Here is a 26812-nt window from a genome sequence, read left to right as displayed (position 1 = left end):
ACCGGCGGCCCCGGCGGAAAGCATGGAGCCCCGGCGCGCACTGCGCGCCGGGGCTCTCGCGGTGTAGTCGGCCGTCCGGCCGGCGGAGCGGCTAGCGGTTGGTGATCCGCAGGTCCTTGATGATCACCGGGAGCTTGGGTGCGTTGGAGCCCTCGCCGCGCACGTCGGACATCGGGTCGTCGTTGAAGGGGATGATGCCACCCTTGGCGATCTTGTCGACGATGTCCATGCCCTTGGTGACGACGCCGAAGGGGGTGAACGCGGCGCCCGCGGCGGTCAGCTGGGTGTTGTCGTCGGCGAAGGAGATGAAGAACTGGCTGCCGTTGGAGTTGGCGTCCTCCGAGGACTGCGCCATGGCCACCGTGCCCCTGCCGAGCTGCATGCCGCCGAGGTTCTCGTCGTTGAACAGGTAACCCGGGCCGCCGGAGCCGTCGGTGGAGTGCTTACCGTCCGCCTTGGCGAACGGGTCGCCACACTGCAGCATGCCGAGGCCGACCGTGTCGACCGTCGCGAGCCGGTGGCAGCGGGTGTTGTCGAAGAAGTTCTTCTTCGCCAGGAACTCGAAGGAGTTCACCGTGCAGGGGGCGGCGGCGGTGGCCAGCTCGATGACGATCGTCCCCTGGTTGGTGGTGACCACCATGTGCTTGCCGCGGGTGTCCGGCTTGGACGGCGGCGTGCCCACCTTCTTGGCGGGGGATCCGCTGTCGTCCTTGCGGTACTCGCAGGTCGCGGCGGCCGGGTCGGCGCTCGCGGTGGGGGCCTCGGCCGGCGCGGAGGCCGTGGCGGAGGGCTCGGAGGAGGCGGCGGGAGAGTCGGACGGCGCCGCCGCCGAGGTCGGCTTCTTCCCATCGTCCCCGAGCAGCGTGGTGGCGGCGAAGATGCCACCGGCCACGAGCAGCACGCCCAGACCGGCACCGATGACCGTGTTCCGCCTGGATGTGCCGGAGGCGCCCTTGGCCCGCTGTTCCTGCCGTTCGCGGTGCTCCCGTGCCAGCTGGGTCTGGCGATCCACGTCGGTCACGGTATGCCTTCCATTTGCCGATAGATGACTTGATGTGCTCGGGAATCGTACCGGCCTTTATGTTGAGCTCGGATAAAACGCCGAGTTCCCGGCGGCCGGTAGATCTTCCTTGACCTGGTCGCGTCGCGTGGTTGCCGAGTGGAATGTTGCCAAGGGGAAGTTCTTTATGGCAGCTTGACGGTCCGATCGGGATCATGGGGACGCGGTGGTGGGGGCCGCGTCGTCCGGCGCAGCGCGGAACCTTCAGCGCACCCGGGCGGGTATAGCCGACGAGCCACTGACAGGAGCTTCCAGATGTTCGACCAGATCTTCGGGCTGCCCGCCCACCCCCTGATGATCCACGCGGCCGTGGTCTTCATCCCGCTGCTCGCCGTGGGCTCGATCGCCTACGGCGTGGTGCCGCGTGTGCGTCCCCGCATCGCCTGGGCGGTGGTCCTGCTCGCGATCGCGGCCCCCGCTGCCGCCTTCGCCGCCAAGGAGAGCGGAGAGGCGTTCTTCGAGGCGATGTTCGGCGGCGGGTTGCCCGAAGGGCCGCTGGCCGCGCGCGTCCAGGAGCACGAGGGCTACGCCAACCCCCTGGTGCTGAGCACCTTCGGCCTCGCCGTCTCCTCGCTGCTGCTGGTGTACTCCTCCCGCCGCTGGGGCCGGGTCACCACGGCCGTGCTCGCCGTGCTCACCGTGCTGCTGGCCCTGACCGCCGCTTTCTACGTGCTGCGGGCAGGGCACACGGGCGCGACGGCAGTCTGGGCCCGCTGAACGCCTCCCGCGCGCGGCCCTGACGCCCCGCGTGGCGGCGGTAATGTCGGTGCGTGGAGAGTTTGTTCGACTCGGCGGCGGAGGAGGCCCACAAGGGCCAGGAGCCCCTCGCGGTGCGCATGCGCCCGCGCGGCCTCGACGAGGTGATCGGCCAGCGTCACCTGCTCGGCCCGGGCACCCCGCTGCGCCGGCTGGTCGAGAGCGAGGCCCCCATGTCGCTGTTCCTGTGGGGGCCGCCCGGCACCGGCAAGACCACCCTCGCCTATGTCGTCGCGGGCGTCACCAAGCGCCGGTTCGTCGAGGTCTCGGCCGTCTCGGCGGGCGTCAAGGAGGTCCGGGCGGCGATCGAGCAGGCCAGGCGCGAACTCGGCATGACCGGCCGCCAGACCGTCCTGTTCGTCGACGAGGTCCACCGGTTCAACAAGGCCCAGCAGGACGCCCTGCTGCCGGCGGTGGAGAACCGCTGGGTCACCTTCATCGGGGCCACCACCGAGAACCCCTTCTTCTCGGTGATCTCGCCGCTGCTGTCGCGCTCGCTGCTGCTGACGCTGGAGTCGCTGTCGGAGGACGACGTCCGCGCCGTCCTCGACCGGGCGGTGGCCGACCCGCGCGGCCTGGGCGGCAGGGTGACCCTCGCACCCGAGGCGGCCGACCATCTGGTGCGCCTGGCCGGCGGGGACGCGCGCCGCTCGCTCACCTACCTGGAGGCCGCTGCGCTGCTGGTCCCCGAGGGCGCGATCACCGTCGAGACCGTCGAGAAGGCCGTCGACAAGGCGGCCGTGCGCTACGACCGGCAGGGTGACCAGCACTACGACGTCATCAGCGCCTTCATCAAGAGCATGCGCGGCTCGGACGCCGACGCCGCCCTGCACTACCTGGCCCGCATGATCGAGGCGGGGGAGGACCCGCGGTTCCTCGCCCGCCGCATCATGATCTTCGCCTCGGAGGACGTCGGCATGGCCGACCCGACCTGCCTGCAGATCGCGGTCGCCGCCGCGCAGGCCGTGGAGATGATCGGCCTGCCCGAGGGACGCATCAACCTCGCCCAGGCGGTCATCCACTGCGCGCTGGCCCCCAAGTCCAACGCCGTCGTCAAGGCGATCGGCGCCGCCGGCGACGACGTGCGCAAAGGACTGATCGGCCAGGTGCCCGGCCACCTGCGCGACGCCCACTATCCCGGCGCCGCCGCGCTCGGCCACGGCAAGGACTACCAGTATCCCCACGACTTCGAGCACGGCCTCGTCCGGCAGGACTACGCGCCCGAGCAGATCCGCGGCCGGCGCTACTACGAGCCCACCCGCCACGGCGCCGAGGCGCACTTCGCCGATCGCTGGACGAAGATCCGTGAGTTCCTGCGCGGTCCCCGCTGACCTCCGCGCGCCGTCCACAGGGCGGCGCGCGCGGCGTGGGCGCCGACGCCGGGCGCGATAGGGTCTGTCCATTCCACCGCCCCTGACGGGCCGGACAACCGTAGGTCACCTACGAGGGGACGCATCGACATGCTTACCGCCGGAGAGGTCGCCGGCCTCATCGTCGCGCTGTTCTGGGCGATCTTGGTGTGCTTCATGGCCGTGGTGCTGGTGCGGCTGGCCCGGCTGCTCACCGAGACCGCCAAGACCGTCGCCGACCTGAGCGACCGGGTCGTCCCGCTGCTGGACGATCTCAGCGTCACGGTCTCCGAGACCAACCGCCAGTTGGTCGCCGTCGAGGCCATCGCGGTCGACGTCAAGCGGGTCAGCGGCGATGTGGCGAAGGTCAGCAATGTGGCGTCCTCGCTGCTCGCCCGGCCACTGATCAAGATCGCCGCGCTGCTGCACGCGCTGCGCGCCGCACTCACCGGCCGGCGGCGCGGAGCCTTCGGCGCGGACGGCCGGCGGCGGCGCGCATGATCCGCCGGCTGTTCTACATGGCCCTGGGCGCGTACATCGCGGTCTGGACGATGCGTAAGCTTCAAGCGTTGAAGCCCGACCACGTCGCGCGCCGCACGGCCGACCGCGCCCTGGACCTCGCCGCCGAGGCGCGTTCGTTCGCCGGAGAGGTCCGGCGCCTCTCCGCAGGCAGGGAAACCGAGTTGCGAGCGCGGTTCGGCCTCGACAGTGTTGAGACAACCCACCCAGACGATGTAAAGGACGGCCGCTGAGATGGAGTCGGCAGAGATCGTTCGCCGCTTCCTGCGCTTCTTCGAGGAGCGCGGTCACACTGTCGTGCCCTCGGCCAGCCTTGTCGCCGAGGACCCGACGCTGCTGCTGGTCAACGCGGGCATGGTGCCCTTCAAGCCCTACTTCCTCGGCCAGAAGAAGCCGCCCTTCCCGCGCGCGACCAGCGCCCAGAAGGTCGTGCGCACCCTCGACATCGACGAGGTGGGCAAGACCACCCGGCACGCCAGCTTCTTCCAGATGCTCGGCAACTTCTCCTTCGGCGACTACTTCAAAGAGCAGGCGATCCCCTACGCCTGGGAGCTGCTGACCAGGCCCGAGTCCGAGGGCGGTTTCGGCTTCCCCGAGCACCTGCTGTGGGTCACCGTCTTCCACGAGGACGACGAGGCGTTCGACATCTGGCACAACAAGGTCGGCATCCCCGCCGAGCGCATCCAGCGCCGCGGCGTGGCCGACAACTACTGGCACATGGGCGTGCCCGGTCCCGGCGGGCCCTGCACCGAGATCTACTACGACCGCGGCCCCGACTACGGCAGGGACGGCGGTCCGGTCGCCGACGAGAACCGCTACCTCGAGGTCTGGAACAACGTCTTCATGCAGTTCCAGCTCAGCACGGTCCGCAGCAAGGTCGACTTCGACATCGCCGGCGAGCTGCCCGCCAAGAGCGTCGACACCGGCATGGGCCTGGAGCGCATGGCGGCCATCCTGCAGGGCGTCGACAACATCTACGAGATCGACACCACCTACAAGATCCTCGACCGGGCGGCCGAGCTCACCAAGTCGCGCTACGGGCGCGACCACCGCTCCGACGTCTCGCTGCGCGTGATCGCCGACCACATGCGCGCCGGGGTCATGCTCGTGGGCGACGGCGTGCTGCCCTCCAACGAGGGCCGCGGCTACGTCCTGCGCCGCATGCTGCGCCGCGCCGTGCGCAACCTGCGCCTGCTCGGCGCCGGCGAAGAGCGCTACCTGCACGAGCTCACCGCCACCACCATCGAGGCGATGGGCCGGCAGTACCCCGAGCTCAAGGGTGACGCCGCGCACATCCACACCGTCATCGACGCCGAGGAGACCTCCTTCCTCGGCACGCTGCGCACCGGCACCGCGATCTTCGACGCCGCCGTGGAGGAGACCAAGCGCAAGGGCGCGGCGGTTCTCGCGGGCGGCCAGGCGTTCCAGCTCCACGACACCTACGGCTTCCCCATCGACCTGACCCTGGAGATGGCGGCCGAGCAGGGCCTGCGGGTCGACGAGGACGGCTTCCGCCGCCTGATGAACGAGCAGCGCGACCGCGCCAAGGCCGACTCCGCGGCCAAGAAGACCGGCAACGCCGACATCTCGGTGCTCGGCGAGCTGCTCGACCGCGCGGGCAAGGTCGACTTCCTCGGCTACGACCAGACCACCGCGGAGGCCACCGTCATCGGCGTGCTGGTCGACGGGGCCTCGGTCCCGGCGGCGGGGGCCGGCACCGTGGTCGAGATCGTCCTGGACCGCACCCCCTTCTACGCCGAGGGCGGCGGTCAGCTCGCCGACCAGGGCGTGATCGCCACCGGCGGCGCCCATGTGGACGTCACCGACGTCCAGTCGCCGTTCGCGGGCCTGGTCGTCCACCGCGGCAAGGTCCGTGACGGCGAGGTCCGGGTCGGCGACCAGGTGCACGCCGAGATCGACATCGAGCGGCGGCGGGCCATCTCCCGCAGCCACACCGCGACCCACCTGGTGCACCGCGGGTTCCGCAACGCGCTCGGCGAGAGCGCCGCGCAGGCCGGTTCCGAGAACTCCCCGGGCCGCTTCCGGTTCGACTTCACCGCGGCGGGGGCCGTCTCGCACAGCGTTCTGCGCGACGTCGAGGACGAGGTCAACTCGATCCTGATCAACGACCTGCGGGTCCACGCGTACCACACCTCGCTCGACGAGGCCCGCGCGATGGGCGCACTGGCGCTGTTCGGTGAGAAGTACGGCGACGAGGTCCGCATCGTCGAGGTCGGCGACTACTCCCGTGAGCTGTGCGGCGGCACCCACGTCGCGAGCTCCGGCCAGCTCGGCCTGGTCAAGGTGCTCGGCGAGTCCTCGATCGGCGCCGGCGTGCGCCGGGTCGAGGCACTGGTCGGCCTGGACGCCTTCCGCTTCCTGGCCCGCGAGAGCGTTCTGGTCGCGCAGATCAGCGAGCAGCTCAAGGCCCGCCGCGAAGAGCTGCCCGAGCGCGTCGAGGGCATCGTCACCCGCCTGCGCGCCGCCGAGCGCGAGCTGGAGAAGCTCCGCTCCTCCCAGGTGCTGGCGGTGGCCGGCGAGCTCGCCGCCGCGGCGCGCGACATCGAGGGCGTCTCCGTGGTGACCCACCGCGCGCCTGACGGCACTTCGGCCGATGACCTGCGTAAACTCGCCCTAGATGTGCGGGGCCGGTTCCCCGGTGACCGCGCAGCGATCATCGTGATCGCCGGTGTTCCCGCCGACCGGCCGGTCGTGGTCGCGGCTGTCAACGAGGCGGGGCGCTCCCGGGGGCTCAAGGCCGGACGACTGGTCGGCGCCGCCGCCAAGGCTCTTGGGGGTGGCGGTGGCGGTAAGGATGACGTCGCGCAGGGCGGCGGAGCCCGTCCGGAGGCGATCGGCGAGGCGTTCGGGGCCGTCGAGCACGCGATCAGGGAGACCCTGTCCTGAGCGGACCCGCGGCACCCCGGGCCGCCTGCCCGCCGGCCCCGGCCGTCCGCACGGCCGGCCCGTCCGCCCGTTTCGCGCGGGCGGACCGGCCCACCGTGCCGTCCCGCCCGGGGGAGGGCCCGTACGGCGTCGAGCCGGCGCGGCGGGCCACGGCGACTCCGGCGCCGCGCTGTCCTTCGCCGCCGTTCGCCATCGGCCGCGGGCGGCCCTGGTGAGGCCCGGGGCCCGGCTGGGCGTCGATGTCGGGTCGGTGCGCGTCGGAGTGGCGCGCAGCGACCCGTCCGGCCTGCTGGCCACCCCGGTCGAGACCGTGCGGCGTGGCCGGGGCGACCTCGACCGCATCGCCGCCATCGCCGCTGAGCACGAGGCGGTCGAGGTCGTCGTCGGTCTGCCCACCTCGCTGTCGGGGCGCGAGAGTCATGCCGCCGGGGCGGCGCGCGAGTTCGCCGGCCGCCTGGCCGCACGGCTCGCGCCGACGCCGGTCCGGCTGTACGACGAGCGGCTGACCACGGTGTCCGCGCAGCAGAGCCTGCGCGCGAGCGGCGTGAAGGCGAAGAACCAGCGCGAGGTGGTCGACCAGGCGGCGGCCGTGGTGCTGCTGCAAGCGGCCCTGGACGCCGAGCGTGCCAGTGGGGCCCCACCGGGGAGACCCGTCGAGCCGCGCCGCCCCGGCGGAGAATCGAGCACCGGGCCCGCGAAGTGAGCCGCCCGGCCGGCTCCGGCGGCGACGGAGGCGACCCCTCCACCGGTCCTGACCGGGCCGGGCAGCCGGAGCCCGATGACGGGGCACCGGCGTTCCGTCCCGATGACGCCGTTCTCCCTGCGAGCGACGGCCGGTCATCACCGCCTTGGAACGTTCCAGAGCGTGCCGCTCCGGACGACCCGGGCGATCGGCGCGCCGACCCAGTTGCCGGGGGCGTGGGCGAGGAGGACGACGGAGACCTGATCGCGTTCTCCGCCGATCAGGAGGACGAGGAGGAGCGTCGGGCACGGGCAGGGCGCGGCAGGCGCGGGCTGCTCCTGCTCATCGGCGGAGGCAGCGTCGCGGTGATCGCCGCGGGGCTCGCCGGCGCGTTCACCGTGCTGCGCCCGCTGATGAAGCCGGGCGACTATGAGGGCAAGGGGACGGTGCCGGTCGTCGTGGAGATCCTCCCAGGGTCCAACGCCGGGCAGGTCGCGGACGTCCTCGTCCAGGCCGAGGTGGTGGCCAGCGCCAGGGCCTTCGTGCAGGCCGTGGAGGACCGCGGCAAGTCGGGCGGCCTGCACCCGGGACGCTACCGGCTGCGCAAGCGCATGGCGGCCGTCGAGGCGCTGAACCTGCTGCTCGCGCCGCAGTCCCGCATCCGCAGGCGGGTGACGGTGCCCGAAGGGCTGCGCGCCGTCGAGACGGTCGCCCGCCTGGCCAAGGGCTCCGGGCTGCCCGCGGCCGAGCTGTCGAAGATTCTGGCCCGTCCCGCCGAGCTCGGCCTGCCCGCCTACGCCAAGGGCGCCGCCGAGGGGTTCCTGTTCCCGGCGACCTACGACATCGAGCGTTCCACGACGCCCCGGGAGCTGCTGCGCGCGATGGTCCGCCGCTTCGAGCGCGCCGCGGCCTCGGTCGGGCTGCAGGAGGGCGCCGCACGCCAGCGGCTCACTCCCGGCGAGGTCGTGGTGGTCGCGAGCATCGTCCAGGCCGAGGGCGGCAGGGAGGCCGACTATCCGAAGATCGCGAGAGTCATCTACAATCGCCTCGCTTCCGGCGCCAAGCTGGAGATGGACAGCACGGTGATGTACGGCCTGGGCAAGCACGGCATCATGGCGTCGAACGCCGAGATCAAGCGCGACACCCCGTACAACACCTACATGCGCCCCGGGCTGCCGCCCGGGCCGATCAGCAACCCCGGGGAGGCGGCGCTCATTGCGGCGCTTCGTCCGGCTAAGGGTGATTGGTACTGGTTTGTCACGGTCGACCCGCAGCATAGAATCACGAAATTCACTGATAAAGAGAGTGAGTTCGTGAAGTATCGCGAAGAGCTGCACAAACGTGTTGGGCGGCACTGATGCCCGGAGGTACGGCGAACTCCTCCCGTACGCGCCCGGCGACCCGGGCCGGCGCGCCGCCCGGCGTCGGAGCGACCCCGCACCCGGTGAATCGGACCGATTCTGGGTACTCGCTTGACGGCGGGCCGGTCCGACCGGGAGATTGGCGAACGCACCTATGAACGATCTCGACCTCGATGGCTTGCTGGGTGCCGAGGACGACGAGGGTCCCCGGCGCCGGTCTCGTGGTTCCCGATCGGCCCAGAGGCGCAGCAAGAAGCGCCAGCGCCGCCAGCGGCGCAAGGGCTACGTGGCGTTCCTGGCCGCCATGGTCATCATCGTCGGTGTCCTCGGCGCCGGCGGCTACTACGGCTACAACTGGCTGCGGGGCGTGGCGGTCCCCAAGGACTTCACCGGGCAGGGCACCGGTGAGGTCGTCGTGGAGATCAAGCAGGGGCAGAGCGCCTCGGAGGTCGCCCAGACCCTCGTCGATCAGGGTGTCGTCGCCAGCGAGCGGGCGTTCATCAACGCGATCGGCGCCGCCGGCAAGAGCGCCTCGCTGCAGCCCGGCGACTACAAGCTGCGCAAGGGCATGTCCGCGGCGGCGGCCGTCCCCCTGCTGGACCCCGAGCGCCGCCTGCAGACGACGCTGACCCTGCGCGAGGGTCTGCGGCTCTCCCAGATCCTCCAGCAGCTAGCCACGGCCACCGGCCGGCCGGTGCGCGACTTCCAGAAGGCCGCCAAGGACGCCGAGGCGCTCGACCTGCCCTCCTACGCCAGGAAGCGGCTGGAGGGCTTCGCCTTCCCGGCGACCTACGAGGTGTCGCCGAAGTCCACGCCGGAGGATCTGCTCGCCGCCATGGTCGCCCGTTACAAGAAGGCCGCCGACGACGTCGGGCTGGCCGAAGGGGCAAGACGCCTCGGTCACACGCCGATGGAGATCATGACGATCGCGAGCATCGTGCAGGCCGAGTCCGGCAGCAAGCGCGACATGGCGAAGATCGCCCGCGTGATCTACAACCGCCTCGAGCGCACGCCGCCGATGATGCTGCAGATGGACAGCACCGTCATGTACGCGCTGAACAAGTTCGGCGTCGCGGCCACCCACGCCGAGACCAAGAACAAGTCGCGGTACAACACTTACGCGCACCCCGGCCTGCCGCCCGGCCCGATCGGCAACCCGGGCGAGGACGCCATCAAGGCCGCCCTCGAGCCGGCCGACGGTCCCTGGCTGTTCTTCGTGACCGTCGACACCAAGCGCGGCATCACCAAGTACACCGACTCCCAGGCCGAGCACGACAAGTTCGTCGAGGAGTTCAACCGCAACCAGGCGGCCGGCTGATGGAACGACGCGCGGCCGTGCTCGGCTCCCCGATCGCCCACTCCCTGTCGCCCGCTCTGCACCGCGCCGCCTACCGGGCCCTCGGCCTGCGCGGATGGCGGTACGACGCGATCGAGTGCGGCGAGGAGGGCCTGGCCGGGCTGCTGGCGGGCCTCGGCCCCGAGTGGGCCGGCCTGTCGCTGACCATGCCGCTCAAGCGGGTGGTGTTCCCGCTGCTGGACACCGTGGCCGACCTCGCCGTCCAGGTGGGTGCGGTGAACACGGTGATCTTCCGTGACGGCGCCCGGCACGGCGAGAACACCGACGTGTACGGCATGGTCCGGGCGCTCGCCGAGGCCGGGGTGACGGCCCCGCGGGCGGCGGTCGTCCTCGGCGGCGGGGCGACGGCCGGGTCGGCGCTGGCCGCGCTGCGCGAGCTGGGGCTGCGGGAGGCCACGCTGGTCGTCCGGGAGGCCGCGCGGGCGAGGGAGACCGCCGAGGCGGCCGAACGGCTCGGCATGACGCTGACCGTGCGCGGCTTCGGGGAACTCGCCACCGCTCTGGAGGCCGATCTGGCGATCTCGACGCTGCCGTCCGGCGCCGCGGACGCCCACGCGGGCGCGCTGGCCGCCGTCCCGGCCGTCTTCGACGTCGTGTACGCCCCCTGGCCGACACCGCTCGCCCGCGCCGTCCGCGACAAGGGCGGGACGGTCATCGGCGGTCTGTCCATGCTGCTCCACCAGGCCATCCGCCAGGTCGAGCTGTACACCGGACGCTCGCCCGTCCCCGTGGAGCCCGTCCGTGCCGCGGGCGAGGCCGAGATCCTCGCCCGTGCGGCCGGCTGATCGCTCCCCGTCCACGCCACCCCTGATCGCGCTGCGTGATCAGGGGTGGGGATGATTCGGTGGATGCGGCGTGTTGTGGTAACGTAACTGCTTGATCGGTCCGGTGTGAGTGCCGGACGCGCAAGCGGAGGTCTTCCTCCCACCTGATCGGCCGCGAGGTCGACGGGTCACAGGATCACTGCCGGACTTCCTCCGGTGGGTTCTCCGGTCACGGCCGGGGGGCTCGGTGGCCCCGCATGCGCGACGTGCGGGGCTTTTTCGCGTTCGGCGCGAGGTCCCGGGGCACGGTCGAGCACGAACGCGGAAGTATGCCAGGTACCTAGGAGGTCCCATCAGCACTGAGCCCCGCATCAACGAGCGCATTCGTGTGCCCGAGGTCCGCCTCGTCGGCCCGAACGGCGAGCAGGTCGGCATCGTCTCCATCGGGGACGCCCTGAAGCTGGCCCAGGAGTCCGACCTCGATCTGGTCGAGGTCGCTGCCACCGCTCGCCCGCCCGTGTGCAAGCTCATGGACTACGGCAAGTTCAAGTACGAGTCCGCGATGAAGGCACGCGAGGCGCGTCGCAACCAGGCGCACACGATCATCAAGGAGATCAAGCTCCGGCCGAAGATCGATCCGCACGACTACGAGACCAAGAAGGGTCACGTCGTGCGGTTCCTCAAAGCGGGGGACAAGGTCAAGGTCACGATCATGTTCCGCGGGCGTGAGCAGTCCCGCCCCGAGCTGGGTTTCCGGCTCCTGCAGCGGCTGGCGGAGGATGTGACGGAGCTCGGCTTCGTCGAGTCCCAGCCCAAGCAGGACGGCCGGAACATGATCATGGTGATCGGGCCGCACAAGAAGAAGGCCGAGGCCAAGGCCGAGCGGGCCGCGGCCCGCTCGGGCGCTCCCGGCGATCCGGAGCACGACGTCGACGCCGAGTTGGCGCCGGCATCGGAATCGCAGGAGTGACGCACCCCGCCTGACGATCCGGCGGGGAAGCGAGAGAACACCGACACCGGGTGAGGTGCCACAGCCGGGCATATGCCTGGCTGCGGCGCCTTGACCCGGAATATCGGCACGGACGAACGAGGGAGAGACGGCTGAGATGCCGAAGATGAAGACGCACAGCGGTGCGAAGAAGCGGTTCCGCCTGAGCGGAAGCGGAAAGATCATTCGCCGTCGTGCGAACCGTGCCCACTACAACGAGTGGAAGTCGTCGACGCTGACGCGCCGTCTGAAGCCTGAGGTCGTCATGTCCGATGCCGACACCAAGAAGATCAAGAAGTTGCTCGGCAAGTAACCGAACCCCCGGGGAGATAGAACAATGGCACGCGTAAAGCGGGCGCTCAACGCCAAGAAGAAGCGCCGCGTCGTCCTCGAGCGGGCGAGTGGTTACCGGGGTCAGCGGTCGCGGCTGTACCGCAAGGCCAAGGAGCAGATGCTCCACTCTCTGACCTACGCCTACCGCGACCGCAAGGACAAGAAGGGCACCTTCCGGCGCCTGTGGATCCAGCGCATCAACGCCGCGGCGCGCGCGAACGGCATCACCTACAACCGGTTCATCCAGGGCCTGAAGGCCGCCGGTGTGGAGGTCGACCGTAAGATCCTCGCCGACCTCGCCGTCAACGACAGCCAGGCCTTCACCGCGCTGGCCGAGGCCGCCAGGAAGGCACTGCCGGCCGATGTGAACGCGCCGGTCGCCGGCTGATCCACGCACGACCGTGAACGACTCGTTCTCTCGGGGAGCGGGTCGTTCGCTTTTCGCGGCGGCGCCCGGGCGGGACTCGCGGGCGCCGCGACGCTCCTGGGGTCCCACAGGGGGGCACATGGCCGGTTCAGAGCTGACCAACATCAAGTCCCCGCGGGTCAAGGCCGCCAAGCGCCTGACCAAGCGGGCCTTCAGAGACCGCGACCGCGCCTTCCTCGCCGAGGGCCCGCAGGCCGTACGGGAGGCCCTGGCCCTGCCGGGCGTCGCCGTGGAGCTGTTCACCACGGCCGAGGCCGAGAGCAGGCACGCCGACATCGTCACCGCCGCGCGGCTGGCCGGCGTGCCGGTGTTCGGGGCCAGCGGTGAGGTGATGGCGGAGCTCGCCCAGACCGTCACCCCCCAAGGGCTGCTCGCCGTCTGCCGCTTCGTCCACGTCCCCTTGGCCGAGGCGGTCACCGAGGACGCGGGCCTGGTGGCCGTGCTCGCCCACGTCCGTGATCCGGGCAACGCGGGCACCGTCCTGCGCACGGCCGACGCCGCGGGCGCCGACGCCGTGGTGTTCACCGACGCCTCGGTGGACCCCTACAACGGCAAGTGCGTCCGGGCGAGCGCGGGAAGCCTGTTCCATCTGCCCGTCGTCACCTCCGCCCCGGTGGCCGAGACGGTGCGGCATCTGAAGGACAAGGGTCTGCGCGTCCTGGCGGCCGACGGCGCGGGCGGCAAGACCCTCGACGACGTGGACCTGGCCGGGCCGACGGCCTGGATCTTCGGCAACGAGGCGTGGGGCCTGCCGGAGGAGATCCTCGCCCTGGCCGACGAGGTGGTCCGGGTGCCCATCTACGGACGCGCCGAGAGCCTGAACCTCGCGACGGCCGCGGCCGTCTGCCTGTACGCGTCGGCGAGGGAGCGGCGTGGCCGCTGAGCCCTGTGGCCGGTCCGAAAATTACTTACCGGACAAGTCGCCACCTACTGGGCATGGTAGGCCGTCCCGCCCCGGCGCGGGGCTGCCGCACGGTGCGGGAAACCCGCTATTGTCGGCGCTGTAGGGGTCGAGGGAGGCGATGGTGCGCGGCGAGCAAACCCACCGGCGAAGCGCCGATGCCGTGTGCTCGATCGACGTCGACGACCTTCCCGAGGGTGTGATCGTGGCCGACGCCCGTGGCCGGGTGGTCGCGGTCAATCGCGCCGCGTGCCGGCTGACCGGGGTGGACGACGACGTCGTCGGCAAGCACTTCCCCGACGTGCTGCCCTTCCGGGACGACGACGGCCGCGACTGGTGGAAGTGGCTGGACGCCTACGGGGGCCTGCGCATCCGCAGCCGCCAGCCCGAATGCTCGCTCTACCTCCCCGGCGGCCACGAGCTGCTGGTCGCCGCCCGCTTCGTCCGCAGGCCCGCTCGCGGCGGCGATGTCGTGCGCGTCGTGGTCACCCTGCGCGACGCCGCCGCGCGCGCCCGCCTCGAGCGCAGCCGCGCCGACCTGGTCTCGACCGTCGCGCACGAGCTGCGCTCCCCGCTCACCAGCGTCAAGGGGTTCACCGCCACCCTGCTGGCCAAGTGGGACCGCTTCACCGACGACCAGAAGCGCGTGATGCTCGAGACCGTCAACGCCGACGCCGACCGGGTCACCCGGTTGATCACCGAGCTGCTCGACGTGTCGCGCATCGAGTCCGGCCGGCTGCAGATCCACCGCCAGGTGGTGGACGTCCCGGCCCGAGCACGCAAGATCATCGAGGGCCGGGTGGCGGCGGGGGAGCCCGAGGAGCGCTTCCGGCTGCAGGTCGATGGCGAGCTGCCCGAGATGTGGCTCGACCAGGACAAGATCGACCAGATCCTCGGCAACCTGCTGGAAAACGCGGTGCGTCACGGGCGAGGTACGGTGACGATAGTGGTGGAGCCCGTCGAGTGGGGAGTTGCCGTGTCCGTGCGTGACCAGGGCGAGGGTGTGGCGCCCGAGCTGGCCTCGCGCGTCTTCCGGCAGTTCTGGCGCGGCAACGGGCGCCGCCGCGGTGGCACCGGTCTCGGCCTGTTCATCGTCAAGGGCCTCGTGGAGGCCCACGGCGGCACGATCTCCGTGCAGCGGGCGCCCGGCGGGGGCGCCGAGTTCCGATTTACCATGCCCGCCGGCACCCCTGACTTCGGCTGACGGGTCGGGACGGCCGGTGGGCCGAACCACGCCGGCGACGACCGGCGCCGCCTCGAGCTCGACGGACCCCGGCCGCGACCGGAGGCACTGAGTGCGGCGTCGTCCGCACAAGATCGCGCAGGTTGTCCACAGCACCCCGTCCGCGGCCGGTCCGCCGCTGCGGACGGACTAGACTCGTGCCCGCTCAAGCCCTGGATACGGAGCTCTCTCTTGTCGAACACCTATGACCCGGTCGAGGTGACGCCGTTGCACGCCGACGAGGTGGCGCGCATGGAGGCCGAAGCCATAGCCGCCATCGAGGCGGCGAGCGACCTCGACGAACTCAAGCACGTGCGGCTGGCCCACGCCGGTGACCGGTCCCCGATCGCCCTGGCCAACCGCGAGATCGGCGCGCTGCCGCCCCAGGCCCGGGCCGAGGCGGGCAAGCGCATCGGCGGTGCCCGCAAGGCCATCGGCGAGGCGCTCGCCGCCCGGCAGGCCGCGCTGGCCGCCGAGCGCGACGAGCGCGTCCTGGTCGAAGAGACGGTCGACGTCACCCTCCCGTGGGACCGCCGCCCGAGCGGCGCCCGCCACCCGCTCACGACCCTGCAAGAGCGCATCGCCGACGCCTTCGTCGCGATGGGCTATGAGGTCGCCGAGGGGCCTGAGCTGGAGGGCGAGTGGTTCAACTTCGACGCCCTCAACATCGCGCCCGATCACCCCGCGCGTTCCGAGCACGACACCTTCTTCGTCGGCTCGGTCGACTCCGGCATGGTGCTGCGCACCCAGACCTCACCGGTGCAGATCCGCGCGCTGCTGTCGCGCGAGCTGCCGGTGTACGTCGTCTCGCCGGGCAAGGTGTTCCGCACCGACGAGCTCGACGCCACCCACACGCCGGTGTTCCACCAGGTCGAGGGCCTGGCCGTCGACGAGGGCCTGACGATGGCCCATCTGAAGGGCACGCTCGACAGGTTCGCCGAGGTGATGTTCGGCGAGGGCATCAGCACCCGCTTCCGCCCCAACTACTTCCCCTTCACCGAGCCGTCGGCCGAGATGGACCTGCGCTGCTTCGTCTGCCGGGGCGCCTCGGCGGTCCCGGGCAACCCGCCCTGCCGCACCTGCAAGTCCGAGGGCTGGATCGAATGGGGCGGCTGCGGCATGGTCAACCCGCGCGTGCTGGTGGCCTGCGGTGTCGACCCCGAGCGCTACAGCGGGTTCGCCTTCGGCATGGGCGTCGAGCGGACGCTGATGTTCCGCAACAACGCCGAGGACATGCGTGACATGGTCGAGGGAGACGTGCGCTTCACGCTCCCGTTCGGTATGGAGGCCTGATGAAGTTCCCGCTCTCCTGGCTGCGGGAGTACGTCGACCTGCCGGCGGCCACCGCCCACGAGGTCGCCGAGAAGCTCACCGCGGCCGGCCTCAAGCTGGAGGCCATCGAGTCGGTCGGCGATGACATCAAGAACGTCGTGGTCGGCGAGGTCCTGTCCATCGAGGAGCTCACCGACTTCAAGAAGCCGATCCGCTACTGCTCGCTGGAGGTCGGCGAGGCCGCCCCGCGCTGGGTCATCTGCGGCGCGACCAACTTCGCCGTGGGCGACCGGGTCCCGGTCGCGCTGCCCGGCGCCGTGCTGCCCGGCGGCTTCGAGGTCGGCTCCCGCAAGACCTACGGCCGGGTGTCCGACGGCATGATCTGCTCGGCCCGCGAGCTCGGCATCGGCGAGGACCACAGTGGCATCCTGATCCTGCCCGCCGGCACCCACCTCGGCGCCGACGTGGTCGAGCTTCTCGGGCTGCGCGACGACGTGATCGAGCTGGAGGTCACCCCCGACCGCGGGTACGCCCTGTCGATCAGGGGCGTCGCCCGCGAGGTCGCCACCGCCTTCGGCGTGCCCTGGCGTGACCCGGCCGACATCGAGCCGCCGGCCTTCGACGAGGAGTCCTATCCGGCCTCCATCGCCGACCCGACGGCCTGCGACCGGTTCGTCCTGCGCTCGGTCTCCGGCTTCGACCAGTCGGCGGAGACCCCGATGTGGATGCAGGTCCGCCTGTCGCGGGCCGGCATGCGGCCGGTGTCGCTGGCCGTCGACGTCACCAACTACCTGATGCTCGAGCTGGGCCAGCCGCTGCACGCCTTCGACCGCACCAAGCTCACCGGGCCCATCGTCGTGCGCCGGGCCGAGCCGGGTGAGCGGCTCGAGACGCTCGACCATGTCACCCGGGAGCTCCACCCCGAGGACATTCTGATCACCGACGCCTCCGGGCCGATCTCGATGGCCGGAACGATGGGCGGCCTGTCCACCGAGATCTCCGGGGAGTCCACCGAGCTGATCATCGAGGCCGCGCACTTCTCGGCCACCGGCACCGCCCGCATGTCGCGGCGGCACAACCTGGTCAGCGAGGCCTCCCGCCGGTTCGAGCGGGGCGTCGACCGCGAGCTGCCGCTGTACGCCTCGTGGCGCGCGGTGCAGATGCTCGTCGCCTTCGGCGGTGGCACGGCGGACCCCGGGCTCACCCATGCCTACGTCGACGCCGAGCCGCACACCATCGTCATCCCCGCCGATCACCCCGACCGGGTGGCCGGCGTCGCCTACGGCCGTGAGACGGTCGTGCACCGCTTGGAGCAGGTCGGCTGCACGGTCGTCGCGCAGGGGGCCGCGGGCGGCCAGGCGGGCGCCGAGGCGCCCGCCGACCTGCTCGACGGGCCGAACCCCGCCGAGTTGCTGACCGTCACCCCGCCGTCCTGGCGTCCCGACCTGACCGACCCCAACGATCTGGCCGAGGAGGTCGTCCGCCTCGAGGGCTACGAGCGGCTTCCCTCGGTGCTGCCCGACACGCCGGCCGGTGCGGGGCTCACCGAGACCCAGCGGCTGCGCCGCCGCGTCGGGCGCGCCCTGGCCGCCGCCGGGTACGTCGAGACGCTCGCCTACCCGTTCATCGGCGCCCGCGATCTGGACGGCCTGCAGCTCGCCGCGGACGACCCGCGGCGCCGCACGGTCCGGCTCGCCAACCCGCTGAGCGAGGACGAGCCGCTCATGCGCACCACCCTGCTGCCCGGGCTGTTGAAGACCCTGGTGCGCAACGTGGGGCGCGGCTTCGGCGACGTGGCCCTGTTCGAGTCCGGCCTGGTCTACCTGCCCGAGCCGGGAGCCCCGGCCAAGGCGCCGGTGCTCGGCGTCGACCGCAGACCGGCCGAGGACGAGCTGGCCGGCATCGCCGCGGCGCTTCCCCGCCAGCCGCTCCGGGTGGGCGTCGTGCTCGCCGGCGAGCACGACCGCTCGGGCTGGTGGGGTGCGGGGCGCCCGGCGGGCTGGGCCGACGCCATCGAGGCCGCGCGCATCGTCGCGCGGGAGGCCGGCGTGGAGCCGGTGGTCCGTGCCGACCGGCACACACCGTGGCACCCCGGCCGGTGCGCCGCGCTGTACGCCGGTGACGAGCTGATCGGCCATGCGGGAGAGCTGCACCCGCGGGTCGTGGAGGCGTTCGGCCTGCCGCCGCGCACCTGCGCGATGGAGCTCGAGCTGACCGTCCTGGAGGTCGCCCTGCCCGGCCCGGTGCAGGCCCGGCCGGTCTCGGCCTACCCGGTGGCCACCCAGGACGTCGCGCTGGTCGTCCCGGCCGAAATCCCGGTGGCGCAGGTCGAGACCGCTCTGCGCGAGGGCGCGGGCGAGTTGCTGGAGTCCATCCGGCTGTTCGACGTCTACACCGGCGCTCAGGTGGGCGAGGGCAACAAGTCCCTGGCCTACACCCTGCGCTTCCGGGCCGCCGACCGCACGCTGACCGTCGAGGAGACCACCGCGGCCCGCGACGCCGCCGTCGCCCTGGCGGGCGAGCGCACCGGCGCGCAGCAGCGCGGCGCCTGACCGGCGACCGGTCACGGCGATGCCTCGGTAGGGGGCGGCGGTGGTCCTCCCACCGCCGCCCCCTTTCGCGTCCCTGACGGCCGGGCGCCCTGCCGCACCGCCCGCCCTGCGTGAGGCCGGCCGCCGGGGGAGCCGTCCCGCTGTCCATGGGGCCCGCTCGTCGCCACGTCCGATCCGGACACCGAGCCCATGGCAGGCGGTTCGGCAGGACGGGGCCCGGGCGCTCCGGCGGTGGTCGCGGGCCACGTGATCGCCGTCACCGCCCGCGACCGGTCCGGCCGGTCAGCGGGCGTAGACCTCCATCTCGTACAGCGAGTACCCGTAGGAGGTGCCCCGGGTGACGCCCTGCATCCGCACGTACCGCGCGCCGGTCGCGGGGAAGGTCACGTTGTCCACCCCGCCGTCGCCGGAGGTGGTGGAGAACACCGTCGTCCAGGAGGACCCGTCGGAGGAGGTCTGGATCCGGTAGGCGGCCCCGTAGGCCGCCTCCCAGCGCAGCACCACCCGGGCCACCGTCTTGACCGAGCCGAGGTCCACCCGCAGCCACTGGTCGTCGCCGGAGGCGCTGGCCCACCGGCTGGTGGGGTCGCCGTCCACCGCCCTGCTCGCCGGGTACGGCGGGAGCAGCTGGCTGCTGGAGGCGCTCGCGGCGCCGCCGGCGGCCAGATTGGCGACCGGGTCGCCGCGGTGGGCGGGGAACTCCACCACCTGCTGGTAGGTCGGCCGGTTCTGCCAGGAGATCAGCTGCTGCTTGATCCCGCCGAGCGGGGAGTGGCGGATGGAGTCGGCGCACCATTGGTCGCCCGCCGCGCACGCGTCGTCGCCCGGGTAGGTCGTGGTCGCCGGCTCGGCCAGCGCCGCCGACAGGCTCTCCAGCAGGACCGCGCGGCACCCGGCCACCGTGCCGTCGCCGCAGAACCGGACCGGCAGCGGCCCGGAGACCGCGTCGCCGAGCACCGACCTGATGTCCTTGCTCACCTGACCCCACCAGCCGTACTGGAACGCCGAGCCCTTGTGCGCCTGCGCCTCGTTCGCCGAGGTGGGCAGGGACGACAGGTCGCCCTGCTGGCGGCCGGAGGGCGACTCGTTGATCTGCAGCGCGTTGACCAGCGCCTGGTAGAGCCCGTCGCCGAGGCCCGGCCGGAACTGCGCCCTGACCAGTCGGGGCCACCAGGCGTCGAAGGCACGGACGGCGTCGGCGTGCGCGTACGCCCTGCCGCCCGGGGTGGCCTCGACCCGCCTGGCGCCGCTCGCCGCCCACGCCGACAGCTCGGCCACCGCCGAGGCCAGTGCCGGGTCCGCGACCGTCGCGGTGTTGATCACTCGCAGCAGGTCGGGCAGCACCTCCTTGCCCCGCAGGTCGGTGACCGCCGCCTCCGCCATGATCTTCACGGTGCCGGCGCGGTCGAGCTTGCCCGCCCCGGCCAGCGCCGCCTGCACCGGCCGGTCCAGCAGGTCCACCCGGTGCACCGGCCCGAAGCTGAAGTTCCCGTCGGCCGCGCCGAAGTCCCCGGCCTGCTTGTTGTTCCAGCTCACCAGGTAGTCCTGGTTCGCGGTCTGCGGATGGGCCGAGGCCGGCAGGTAGGTCGCGGTGTTCGTCGCGGGGTCGAAGCCCGCCCACTCGTGCGCCGCGTCGGCGGTCATCGGCAGGTTGGGGTCGGAGGCCGGGGACCTGGCCGGGACGGCGCCCGACATGTAGTAGGCGGCCTGGGCGGAGTTGACGTAGAACCAGTTGAACGCGAACCCGATCTGCGCGGCGGCGGCCGAGAATGCGGCGGCGTCCCCCATCTGGGCGGGCTCGTTGAACATCTGGAAGCCGATCGCCGAGTCGGCCTCGTGCTGGTAGGTCGAGCGCAGCGTGGTGAAGGCCGTCGGCTCGCCGCCTACCGTGCCGCGCCAGGTGACCAGGCCGTACTTGGTGCGCTGGATCACCAGGTCGTAGGAGCCCGCGGCGGTCCCGTCGGCCACGGTGGGCTTCCAGGAGTTGGTCTTGCGCAGCGTCTCCATCGCCGTGCAGACCCCGTGGTACAGGTAGTGGCCGGACGACGTCGTCACCGGGCCGCCGGCAGGGTCGCACAGCTTCAGCGCGTAGGTGTCGGTGATGTCCTCGCCGGCCGAGGTCGCGCTCCAGGCGTAGTCGGTGCCCCTGCCGAGCAGCACGTACATGTTGAGCCCGGCGAAGGCCACGCCGCGTGCGCGGATGCCCGGCCCGGACAGTTCCTGGAGCATGAGCAGCTGCGGGGCGAAGTAGCCGGTCTGCGGGCCGAACACCGCGATGGGGTGCCCGCTCGCCGACTCGGCGGCCGAGATCACCACGGCGTTGGACATGCCGGGCTTGGAGTTGTCGACGGTCAGGCCGTCCAGCACCCCCTTGGCGGGCGAGATCGACGTGGTGGCCGAGCCGGTCTCGTTCTGGGTGATGTCCACCGGAGCCGTGGCGCCGGAGTCCGGCAGGACCACCCCGGTCGCGCCAGGGGCGGCGCCGAACGGGAAGCTCTGCCCGTTGTGCAGGGTGAGGGTGGTCTCGGGGTCGTTCTGCGCCCGGAACGCCGCCCACACCTGGTCGCCGGCCGCCGTGCCGTACTTGGCGCGGGCCGCCACACGCACCAGCGCCGACTGCATCTCCGCGCCGCCGCCCCCGCCGAACAGCCCGCCGATCACGCCGGAGACGGCGATCACGTCGGTGACCGTGAAGTCCTGGGGGCCGCCCGCGTTGGTGATCGCGTCCAGGTGCCCGGTGAGCACGTACTCGCCGGGGCAGTTGCGGCCCGCCATGCAGTGGTCGATATAGGCGTTGATGCCGCCGACGTAGTTCTGCACGTCGGAGTAGAGCTGGGCGCCGCGCGGACCGGAGTCCCTGAGCCGGGTGATCTGCGCCTGCAGGTCGGCCTCGGTGTAGGGGGAGTTGCGCCAGACGCTCTGCTCCAGGTCGCGGTTGCCGGGCGCGCCGCCGGCGAAGGGCGTCAGCTCGCCGCGCCCGACGTGCCGCATGAGGTCCATGAGCCACAGGCGGTCCTGGGCGCCCGCGTAACCGGCGCCGAACATGGTGCCCTCGCGGGTGGTGCCGGTGATGTGCGGGACACCGGTGGTCTTGTCGCGGACGATGGTGACGTCCGAGCGGGGACTGGTCGTGCTCTCCACCTGCCCGGCCGGCACGCCGAAGGAGGCGTCGTTGAAGAACGCGGAGATCTGGTCCCCGGTGAGCCCGGTGTACCCGGAGATGAGGCCGGCGTACTTGCCGAGCTGGTCGCCCGAGTGCCGCGGCATCGTGCCGAGCGACTGGTTGGCGAGGATCTCGACCAGGGTCGCGTTGCCGTTCTGGCCGGGCGGCAGCACGTCCGCGCACTGGCCGATGCAGTAGTCGTCGGCGGTGTAGACGGCCGCCGAGGCGGGTGCGGGCACGACGGGGGATGCCAGCGTGAGGATCACCAGCGCGGAGGCCGCCGTGATCGTCCGCCGGAGGCGTGCGTGCATCTGAGAGAACCCCCAGAACATGAGGTGTACTCGAATCTTGGGAGGAACATACGCTCGCGCCCACAGCCCGGCAATGGCCGATGTGACGGATCGGTCCGGTCGCCGGGCGCTCGGGTGAGGACGGCACGAGATGAGACGGGCCGAGGAAGCCGTCCTCACGCTGGTCGGGGCGGCTCAGGCAGCGGTGAGGAGGGCGCGGATGGCGGCGGCGCCCGATTCGGCGAGCCAGTCGGCGAGCGTACGCATACCGGGATGGATGACGCGCAGTGCCTCGATGTCGGCCTGCCAGCGATGACCGGCCTGCCAGCGCTTCTTGACCTCCGCGATCTCCGGGCCGAGCCGGGCGGTCTCGTCGTCGGTGAGCTGCTCGTACCGGATCGGGATGCCGGTGGCCGCGGCGATCGCGGCGGCGGCCTGCACGGGGGTCGGCTCGTCGCCGGCCAGTTCCAGGGTGCGTCCCGCGAACCGGGCCGGATCGGCGAACGCGAGCGCCGCGAACTCGGCGATGTCCTCCAGCGCGATGACCTGCATGGGCCGGTGCGGCGCGAAGAGGTGCCGGTGCACGCCGTCGCGGGAGATGCCGTCGAGGCCGGCGACCCCGGTGGCGAGATAGTTCGTCATGAACCGGACCGGGCGCAGCACGGTGGGCAGCGCGATGTGGTCGCGCAGGTACTCCTCGATCAGCGCCTTGCCCTCCGTCATCGGTGATGTGTCCGATGCGGAGGCGACGGTGCTGAACACGACCTGCTCGATTCCCGCCCTGGCCGCGGCGTCGATCAGCGCCCGGCCGCGGGCCACCTCCAGTTCCGTTCCCGATCCGGCCGGGCCGTAGGCCACCGGCGGGACGCCGAACACGGCGGCGGCACCGTCGAGCGCGGGCGGCAGGCTCGCCGGATCGTCGAAGTCGCCGCGCACGAGCTGGGCGCCCGCGGTGGCCAGTGCCACGGCGGCCGGCGCGGTGAGGTCGCGCACCAGCGCCCGTACCCGCCGGCCCCGGGCGAGCAGTAACCGGGCGGTGGCGCCGCCCTGCTTGCCGGTGGCGCCGGTGACGAGGATCGGAGCGTCGATGCCGGCTGGTGCCGCAGTGGTCATGGTGCCCTCCGGAGATGTGCGGGATACTGCTGCGGTCCGGAATACTCCACCCGCTTCGCCGCCGCAGACAAGGATTTCGTGACATGACAGCAGCGCCGGTCGCCGGGCGCGCCGACGCCCGCCGCAATCGGGATCTCGTGCTGCGCACCGCGATGCGGGTGATCGCCGAAGAAGGGCTGCAGGCGTCTCTCGGCCGCATCGCTCAGCGCGCCGGGGTCGGCGCCGGGACCGTCTACCGGCACTTCCCGAGCAAGGACATCCTGGTCGAGGCGGTGCTCGCCGAGCACCTCGAGGTCCTGGTGGCCGCCGCCCGTCGCTGGAGCGCCCGCGCCGCTCCCGGTGAGGCGCTGTTCGGCTTCCTGCTCGAAGTGATCGAGAAGTCGGCGGACCGCCAGCACGTGTGCGATGCGCTCACGGACGACCGGAGCTGGCCGCGTGCCGTGCTGACCCCCGCCGTCCAGCGCTTCCACCAGGCCCTGGAGCGATTGATGCACGATGCGAAACAGGCCGGGGCGATACGCGCCGACGTACGGGTGGACGATCTGTCGGCGATCGCCGTCGGCGGTGTCGCGCTGCGTTCGGCCCACCGGGACCCGGCCCGGGGTGCCCGGTTGGTGCGGCTGCTGCTTGACGGGTTGCGTGCCCGGCCTGTCACGAAACCCGCCTCGTTACGTGACGCACCCGCGCTGCCGGGTCACGAAACCGCCGCTCCCCGGCGCTGCGGGGAATGCGGCGCGCCGCTGCCGGTACGGGCCACCGGGAGGCCGCCCCGCTTCTGCGGTCCGACCTGCCGCCAGCGCGCTCACCGGCGCAGCCTGGCCGGTTAGCGACGCCACTCGCTCCGCAGGTGGGCATGCCCGGGCGAGGGGCGCCCGCGGGCCGCTGTCCTTCAGGGAGCGGGCGCGGGCGCGACGCCGCCCGTCCGTCACACCGGCCCGGTGCGTCCACCGTCCGCGGCCCCGGCATCCGCACGGGCCTTGTCCCGGACACCGTCCGGCATGCCCGGGGCCGCGGACGGACCCGTCATCCGCGTGCCGCTGAAGGGCGCGGGGCGCGCCACATCGGGTACATGACCGGGCCGCCCGGCAGCTTGAGCGGTTCCGGCATGTCCACATAGCCGTGACGCAGATAGAGCCGGCGGCTGTCCTCGCTGCTGGCCTCCAGATAGGCGGGCATCCCCTGCGCGTCGAGCCGCCGGTGGTGCTCTTCCAGCAGCAGGCTGCCGAGGCCGCGGCCGGTCCTGCCCTGCGCCATGGCGATGAAGGCCAGGTAGCCGTGCGGCTCGTGCGGATGGATCTCGTCCATCCGCTGCCCCAGGATCCGGTAGCGCTCGGCGTGTTCCCCGGCGATGGAGGCGATCTGCTCGTCCAAGCCGGCGATCTCGGGGAACGGCGCGGTGAACCACACCGCGACTCCGGCGAGCTCTCCCGACTCCCGGATCCCGTACACATCGCCGTGGCCGAGCGCGTGCGCGACGTGCAGGGTGAAGAACCACCGCTGGATCGGCAGGCGGTCCTGTACCGGCGGGACGAGCCAGCGTGTGATCGAGTCGGGGCTGAACGTCTCGGCGATGAGCTCGCCGACCGGGGCGGCGTCCGTCATCCGGACGATCTCGGGGCTCACCTGGTGTCTCCGTCGAGCGCTTGGGGGCCGAGGCCGATGTTGGCGTACACCTCGGGCCTGGTCGCCTTCAGCACCCGGGCCCACGCCACCCCGAGGACGATCGCGAGGACGAAGATGCCGGGCAGGACCCAGCGGATGACCGAGTCGGGGGCGACCCCGAGCACCGTGTCGAAGTTGATCAGCATGAGCCCGATGATCACGCCCAGCGCGAGGGCCGACAGGGCCGGGGCGAAGCGCGTCCGCCATGCCGTCTCCCCGCGTGGGGCGCGGGCGAAGAAGGCGATCACCGCGATCGAGGTGAGGGTGAGCAGGGTCAGCAGCCCGAGGCCGCCGAAGGCGCCGAACGTGAAGAACAGCTTCGTGACCGGATCGAGGCCGGAGATCGCGTAGACGGTGATGACGATCAGCCCGAGCGCGGTCTGCAGCACCGATCCGGCGATCGGCGCGGCGGTGCGGGCGGAGGTGCGCCCGAACACCGCGGGGAGCACGTTCTCGCGGCCCAGGGCGAAGATGTAGCGGGCCGTGGTGTTGTGGAAGGCGATCATGCAGGCGATGCTGCTGGTCACGAACAGGACCGAGCCGATGGTGGCGACGGCCGAACCCAGGTGGGCGCCCGCCTGGTTGAAGATGAGCACCGGTCCCTGCTCGGTCGCCGCCTTGACGATCCCGTCCGGCCCGGTCGGCACGGTCTGCGCCCAGGCGGAGAACGAGTACAGGAGCGCGATGATCGCGATGCCCGCGTAGGTCGCGATCGGCACCGTCCTGTGGCGGTCCTTGGACTCCTCGGCGAAGACCACCGAGGACTCGACCCCCGCGAACCCCGCGACGACGGTGGCGAGCGCGGCGCCGACGCCGGGCACGAACAGCGAGCCGGGAGTGAACCCCGTGACGTCGATGCCGCCCGGGGCGGCATGTGCCAGGTCGCCGATGTCGAACAGCAGAACGATGGCGATCTCGCTCACCAGCAGGATGGCCAGGATCCTGCCGTTGAGGTCCACCCGCAGCAGGCCGAGCACGCCGGTCAGCGCCCAGGCCGCCAGCGCGATGATCCACCATGGGGGCGAGGCGCCGAACCAGTCGAGGAGCAGCGGCTCGGTCGCCGATCCGATGATGCCGTAGAGGCCCAGTTGCAGCGCGTTGTAGGTCAGCAGCGCCACCCACGCCGCCGCCGCGCCCATCGTCCGGCCGAGTCCTTGGGCGGCGTAGGCGTAGAAGGCGCCCGCGTTGACCACATGCCGGGCCATCGTCACGTAACCGACGGCGAAGAGCGCGAACACCGCTCCCAGCATGAGGAACGCGAACGGCACGCCGATGACGCCCGTCACCGCGTACGCCGTCGGGACCGAACCCGCGACGACCATCAAAGGCGCCGCCGCGGAGACGACGAAGAAGACGATCGACGGGATGCCGAGCCGATCCTTGGCCAGTGCGGCGGTGACGGCTCCGGGCCGTTGCTCTGTCAGGGACATCTGGACTCCGTGGGATGGGGGGAAGCGGTTCACCGGCGGCTGATGACCGCTTGGCCGACGGCGATCTTGGTCTGGGCGAGGAGCCGCCGCAGCGGTACGGGGAGGGCGGCCGTCATGGCGGTCATGAACGCGGGATCGTGCTCCCACATGACCCGCTGGGCGCATCCGGTGGCCGCCAGGAGCCCGTACAAGACGCGGTCCCCGATCGCCGGGGGCTCGCCTCGCTGGACGGTGAGGTTGAGGCGGGACAGCGGCCACGCCGCCCTGTTCGGGTCCACGGGGGCCGCGGGCTGCTGTTTCAATAGGTGCCGTGCCGGCGGATTCAGCAGTTTCCCGGCCACCATCCGGGACCTTACGTCGGCGTAGATCGTGCGGGCGAAGAAAAGAAGCCACGTGCCCACCGGGTGGTGCGGCTCGGCGATGATGTGGCCCAGCAGGCTTCGGCTGAGCGGATCGCCGGTGGCGTATTGGGTGGTCGCGTACAGGCGGTCATGGGGCGTGGTGAGGTCGACGGTCACCTGTTCGGTGAGCGTCAACTCCGCCAGGGCGGCTCCCGCCAGCGCCAGGCTGGTGAGGCGGGGGTGCAGCCGCGCGTGACCCGTCACGCTGTCGTGCAGGACAAAGTAGAGATCATCGACCAGTGAGGGCCACAAAAGATCGCCTTCAGCCACGAACGGCGATGATATAGGTGAATCTTTCCATCC

Annotated in this window: 23 protein-coding genes; 17 read left to right on the top strand and 6 right to left on the bottom strand. The window is 71.8% G+C overall.

The features are described 5' to 3' along the window. Positions 1-91: 91 nt before the first annotated feature. The gene (locus tag IEY93_RS15705; protein ID WP_189163804.1) at positions 92-1021 is read right to left on the bottom strand and encodes a peptidylprolyl isomerase; all 930 of its coding nucleotides are present in this window, start codon (positions 1019-1021) and stop codon (positions 92-94) included. A 294-nt stretch (positions 1022-1315) separates the two neighbouring features. Between IEY93_RS15705 and IEY93_RS15700 the strand changes: the two genes are divergently transcribed. From IEY93_RS15700 to pheT, 16 genes are all read left to right on the top strand, one after another. After that, complete coding sequence (locus IEY93_RS15700) at positions 1316-1777, top strand: DUF2231 domain-containing protein (protein WP_189163803.1); 462 nt, start codon at positions 1316-1318, stop codon at positions 1775-1777. A gap of 53 nt (positions 1778-1830) precedes the next feature. Further along, positions 1831-3147, top strand: a complete 1317-nt coding sequence (locus tag IEY93_RS15695) for a replication-associated recombination protein A (protein WP_189163802.1) — start codon at positions 1831-1833, stop codon at positions 3145-3147. A 129-nt stretch (positions 3148-3276) separates the two neighbouring features. Then, positions 3277-3666, top strand: a complete 390-nt coding sequence (locus IEY93_RS15690) for a DUF948 domain-containing protein (RefSeq protein WP_189163801.1) — start codon at positions 3277-3279, stop codon at positions 3664-3666. Continuing rightward, positions 3663-3917: a hypothetical protein gene (locus IEY93_RS15685; protein WP_189163800.1), complete on the top strand. Its 255-nt coding sequence runs from the start codon at positions 3663-3665 to the stop codon at positions 3915-3917. The genes IEY93_RS15690 and IEY93_RS15685 overlap by 4 nt, the downstream gene beginning before the upstream one ends. 1 nt (position 3918) lies before the next feature. After that, positions 3919-6591 carry an alanine--tRNA ligase gene (gene alaS / locus IEY93_RS15680; RefSeq protein ID WP_189163799.1) on the top strand — a complete coding sequence of 891 codons (2673 nt, stop codon included), beginning with the start codon at positions 3919-3921 and terminating at the stop codon, positions 6589-6591. Between the two features lie 211 nt (positions 6592-6802). Further along, complete coding sequence (gene ruvX / locus IEY93_RS15675) at positions 6803-7294, top strand: Holliday junction resolvase RuvX (RefSeq protein ID WP_189163798.1); 492 nt, start codon at positions 6803-6805, stop codon at positions 7292-7294. Positions 7295-7509: 215 nt separating this feature from the next. Beyond that, positions 7510-8631, top strand: coding sequence for an endolytic transglycosylase MltG (gene mltG, locus IEY93_RS15670; protein WP_189163797.1), 1122 nt, complete (start codon positions 7510-7512; stop codon positions 8629-8631). Positions 8632-8788: 157 nt separating this feature from the next. Then, entirely contained in the window at positions 8789-9952 is a 1164-nt protein-coding gene (gene mltG, locus IEY93_RS15665) for an endolytic transglycosylase MltG (RefSeq protein WP_189163796.1), read from the top strand. After that, positions 9952-10776, top strand: a complete 825-nt coding sequence (locus IEY93_RS15660; RefSeq protein WP_189163795.1) for a shikimate dehydrogenase — start codon at positions 9952-9954, stop codon at positions 10774-10776. The genes mltG (IEY93_RS15665) and IEY93_RS15660 overlap by 1 nt, the downstream gene beginning before the upstream one ends. A gap of 331 nt (positions 10777-11107) precedes the next feature. Continuing rightward, the gene (infC, locus tag IEY93_RS15655; protein ID WP_189163902.1) at positions 11108-11725 is read left to right on the top strand and encodes a translation initiation factor IF-3; all 618 of its coding nucleotides are present in this window, start codon (positions 11108-11110) and stop codon (positions 11723-11725) included. 136 nt (positions 11726-11861) lie between these two features. Then, the gene (gene rpmI, locus IEY93_RS15650; RefSeq protein ID WP_189163794.1) at positions 11862-12056 is read left to right on the top strand and encodes a 50S ribosomal protein L35; all 195 of its coding nucleotides are present in this window, start codon (positions 11862-11864) and stop codon (positions 12054-12056) included. A 24-nt stretch (positions 12057-12080) separates the two neighbouring features. Then, positions 12081-12464 carry a 50S ribosomal protein L20 gene (gene rplT, locus IEY93_RS15645; protein ID WP_189163793.1) on the top strand — a complete coding sequence of 128 codons (384 nt, stop codon included), beginning with the start codon at positions 12081-12083 and terminating at the stop codon, positions 12462-12464. Between the two features lie 118 nt (positions 12465-12582). Beyond that, a complete protein-coding gene (locus tag IEY93_RS15640) occupies positions 12583-13386 on the top strand; it encodes a TrmH family RNA methyltransferase (RefSeq protein WP_189163792.1) in 804 nt (267 codons plus the stop codon). A 139-nt stretch (positions 13387-13525) separates the two neighbouring features. Beyond that, on the top strand, positions 13526-14608 hold the full coding sequence (locus tag IEY93_RS15635) for a sensor histidine kinase (protein ID WP_189163791.1): 1083 nt from the start codon (positions 13526-13528) through the stop codon (positions 14606-14608). A gap of 270 nt (positions 14609-14878) precedes the next feature. Further along, positions 14879-15919 (top strand): phenylalanine--tRNA ligase subunit alpha, encoded by a 1041-nt coding sequence (pheS, locus tag IEY93_RS15630; protein ID WP_229691185.1) that lies wholly within the window; start codon positions 14879-14881, stop codon positions 15917-15919. Beyond that, positions 15919-18450: a phenylalanine--tRNA ligase subunit beta gene (pheT, locus tag IEY93_RS15625; protein ID WP_189163789.1), complete on the top strand. Its 2532-nt coding sequence runs from the start codon at positions 15919-15921 to the stop codon at positions 18448-18450. The genes pheS and pheT overlap by 1 nt, the downstream gene beginning before the upstream one ends. Before the next feature lie 282 nt (positions 18451-18732). Here the strand turns inward: pheT and IEY93_RS15620 are convergent, their stop codons facing one another. Both IEY93_RS15620 and IEY93_RS15615 read right to left on the bottom strand, forming a co-directional pair. Then, positions 18733-21924 (bottom strand): penicillin acylase family protein, encoded by a 3192-nt coding sequence (locus IEY93_RS15620; RefSeq protein WP_189163788.1) that lies wholly within the window; start codon positions 21922-21924, stop codon positions 18733-18735. A 174-nt stretch (positions 21925-22098) separates the two neighbouring features. Continuing rightward, on the bottom strand, positions 22099-23016 hold the full coding sequence (locus IEY93_RS15615) for an NmrA family NAD(P)-binding protein (RefSeq protein WP_189163787.1): 918 nt from the start codon (positions 23014-23016) through the stop codon (positions 22099-22101). An 83-nt stretch (positions 23017-23099) separates the two neighbouring features. On the opposite strand from IEY93_RS15615, the gene IEY93_RS15610 reads away from it, so the two are divergent. After that, positions 23100-23843, top strand: a complete 744-nt coding sequence (locus tag IEY93_RS15610) for a TetR/AcrR family transcriptional regulator (protein WP_189163786.1) — start codon at positions 23100-23102, stop codon at positions 23841-23843. A 196-nt stretch (positions 23844-24039) separates the two neighbouring features. Here the strand turns inward: IEY93_RS15610 and IEY93_RS15605 are convergent, their stop codons facing one another. From IEY93_RS15605 to IEY93_RS15595, 3 genes are read right to left on the bottom strand one after another with little or no spacing between them, the layout of a single operon-like run. Beyond that, positions 24040-24639, bottom strand: coding sequence for a GNAT family N-acetyltransferase (locus IEY93_RS15605; protein WP_189163785.1), 600 nt, complete (start codon positions 24637-24639; stop codon positions 24040-24042). Beyond that, positions 24636-26108 (bottom strand): APC family permease, encoded by a 1473-nt coding sequence (locus IEY93_RS15600; protein ID WP_189163784.1) that lies wholly within the window; start codon positions 26106-26108, stop codon positions 24636-24638. Before IEY93_RS15600 ends, IEY93_RS15605 begins: the two co-directional genes overlap by 4 nt. Positions 26109-26137: 29 nt before the next feature. After that, a complete protein-coding gene (locus IEY93_RS15595) occupies positions 26138-26779 on the bottom strand; it encodes a GOLPH3/VPS74 family protein (RefSeq protein ID WP_189163783.1) in 642 nt (213 codons plus the stop codon). Positions 26780-26812: the final 33 nt, after the last annotated feature.

The organism is Sphaerisporangium melleum (assembly GCF_014646695.1).
Lineage (GTDB): Bacteria > Actinomycetota > Actinomycetes > Streptosporangiales > Streptosporangiaceae > Sphaerisporangium > Sphaerisporangium melleum.
The sequence above is the reverse complement of the archived record's forward strand: the minus strand, read 5'-3'. Positions and strand labels throughout refer to the sequence as shown.

Coding starts and splice junctions, on each gene's coding strand:
- IEY93_RS15700 (WP_189163803.1), top strand. CDS start 1,316: ATGTTCGACCAGATCTTCGGGCTGCCCGCCCACCCCCTGATGATCCAC.
- IEY93_RS15690 (WP_189163801.1), top strand. CDS start 3,277: ATGCTTACCGCCGGAGAGGTCGCCGGCCTCATCGTCGCGCTGTTCTGG.
- IEY93_RS15685 (WP_189163800.1), top strand. CDS start 3,663: ATGATCCGCCGGCTGTTCTACATGGCCCTGGGCGCGTACATCGCGGTC.
- alaS (WP_189163799.1), top strand. CDS start 3,919: ATGGAGTCGGCAGAGATCGTTCGCCGCTTCCTGCGCTTCTTCGAGGAG.
- mltG (WP_189163796.1), top strand. CDS start 8,789: ATGAACGATCTCGACCTCGATGGCTTGCTGGGTGCCGAGGACGACGAG.
- IEY93_RS15660 (WP_189163795.1), top strand. CDS start 9,952: ATGGAACGACGCGCGGCCGTGCTCGGCTCCCCGATCGCCCACTCCCTG.
- rpmI (WP_189163794.1), top strand. CDS start 11,862: ATGCCGAAGATGAAGACGCACAGCGGTGCGAAGAAGCGGTTCCGCCTG.
- rplT (WP_189163793.1), top strand. CDS start 12,081: ATGGCACGCGTAAAGCGGGCGCTCAACGCCAAGAAGAAGCGCCGCGTC.
- IEY93_RS15640 (WP_189163792.1), top strand. CDS start 12,583: ATGGCCGGTTCAGAGCTGACCAACATCAAGTCCCCGCGGGTCAAGGCC.
- IEY93_RS15635 (WP_189163791.1), top strand. CDS start 13,526: ATGGTGCGCGGCGAGCAAACCCACCGGCGAAGCGCCGATGCCGTGTGC.
- pheS (WP_229691185.1), top strand. CDS start 14,879: ATGGAGGCCGAAGCCATAGCCGCCATCGAGGCGGCGAGCGACCTCGAC.
- pheT (WP_189163789.1), top strand. CDS start 15,919: ATGAAGTTCCCGCTCTCCTGGCTGCGGGAGTACGTCGACCTGCCGGCG.
- IEY93_RS15620 (WP_189163788.1), bottom strand. CDS start 21,924: ATGCACGCACGCCTCCGGCGGACGATCACGGCGGCCTCCGCGCTGGTG.
- IEY93_RS15615 (WP_189163787.1), bottom strand. CDS start 23,016: ATGACCACTGCGGCACCAGCCGGCATCGACGCTCCGATCCTCGTCACC.
- IEY93_RS15610 (WP_189163786.1), top strand. CDS start 23,100: ATGACAGCAGCGCCGGTCGCCGGGCGCGCCGACGCCCGCCGCAATCGG.
- IEY93_RS15600 (WP_189163784.1), bottom strand. CDS start 26,108: ATGTCCCTGACAGAGCAACGGCCCGGAGCCGTCACCGCCGCACTGGCC.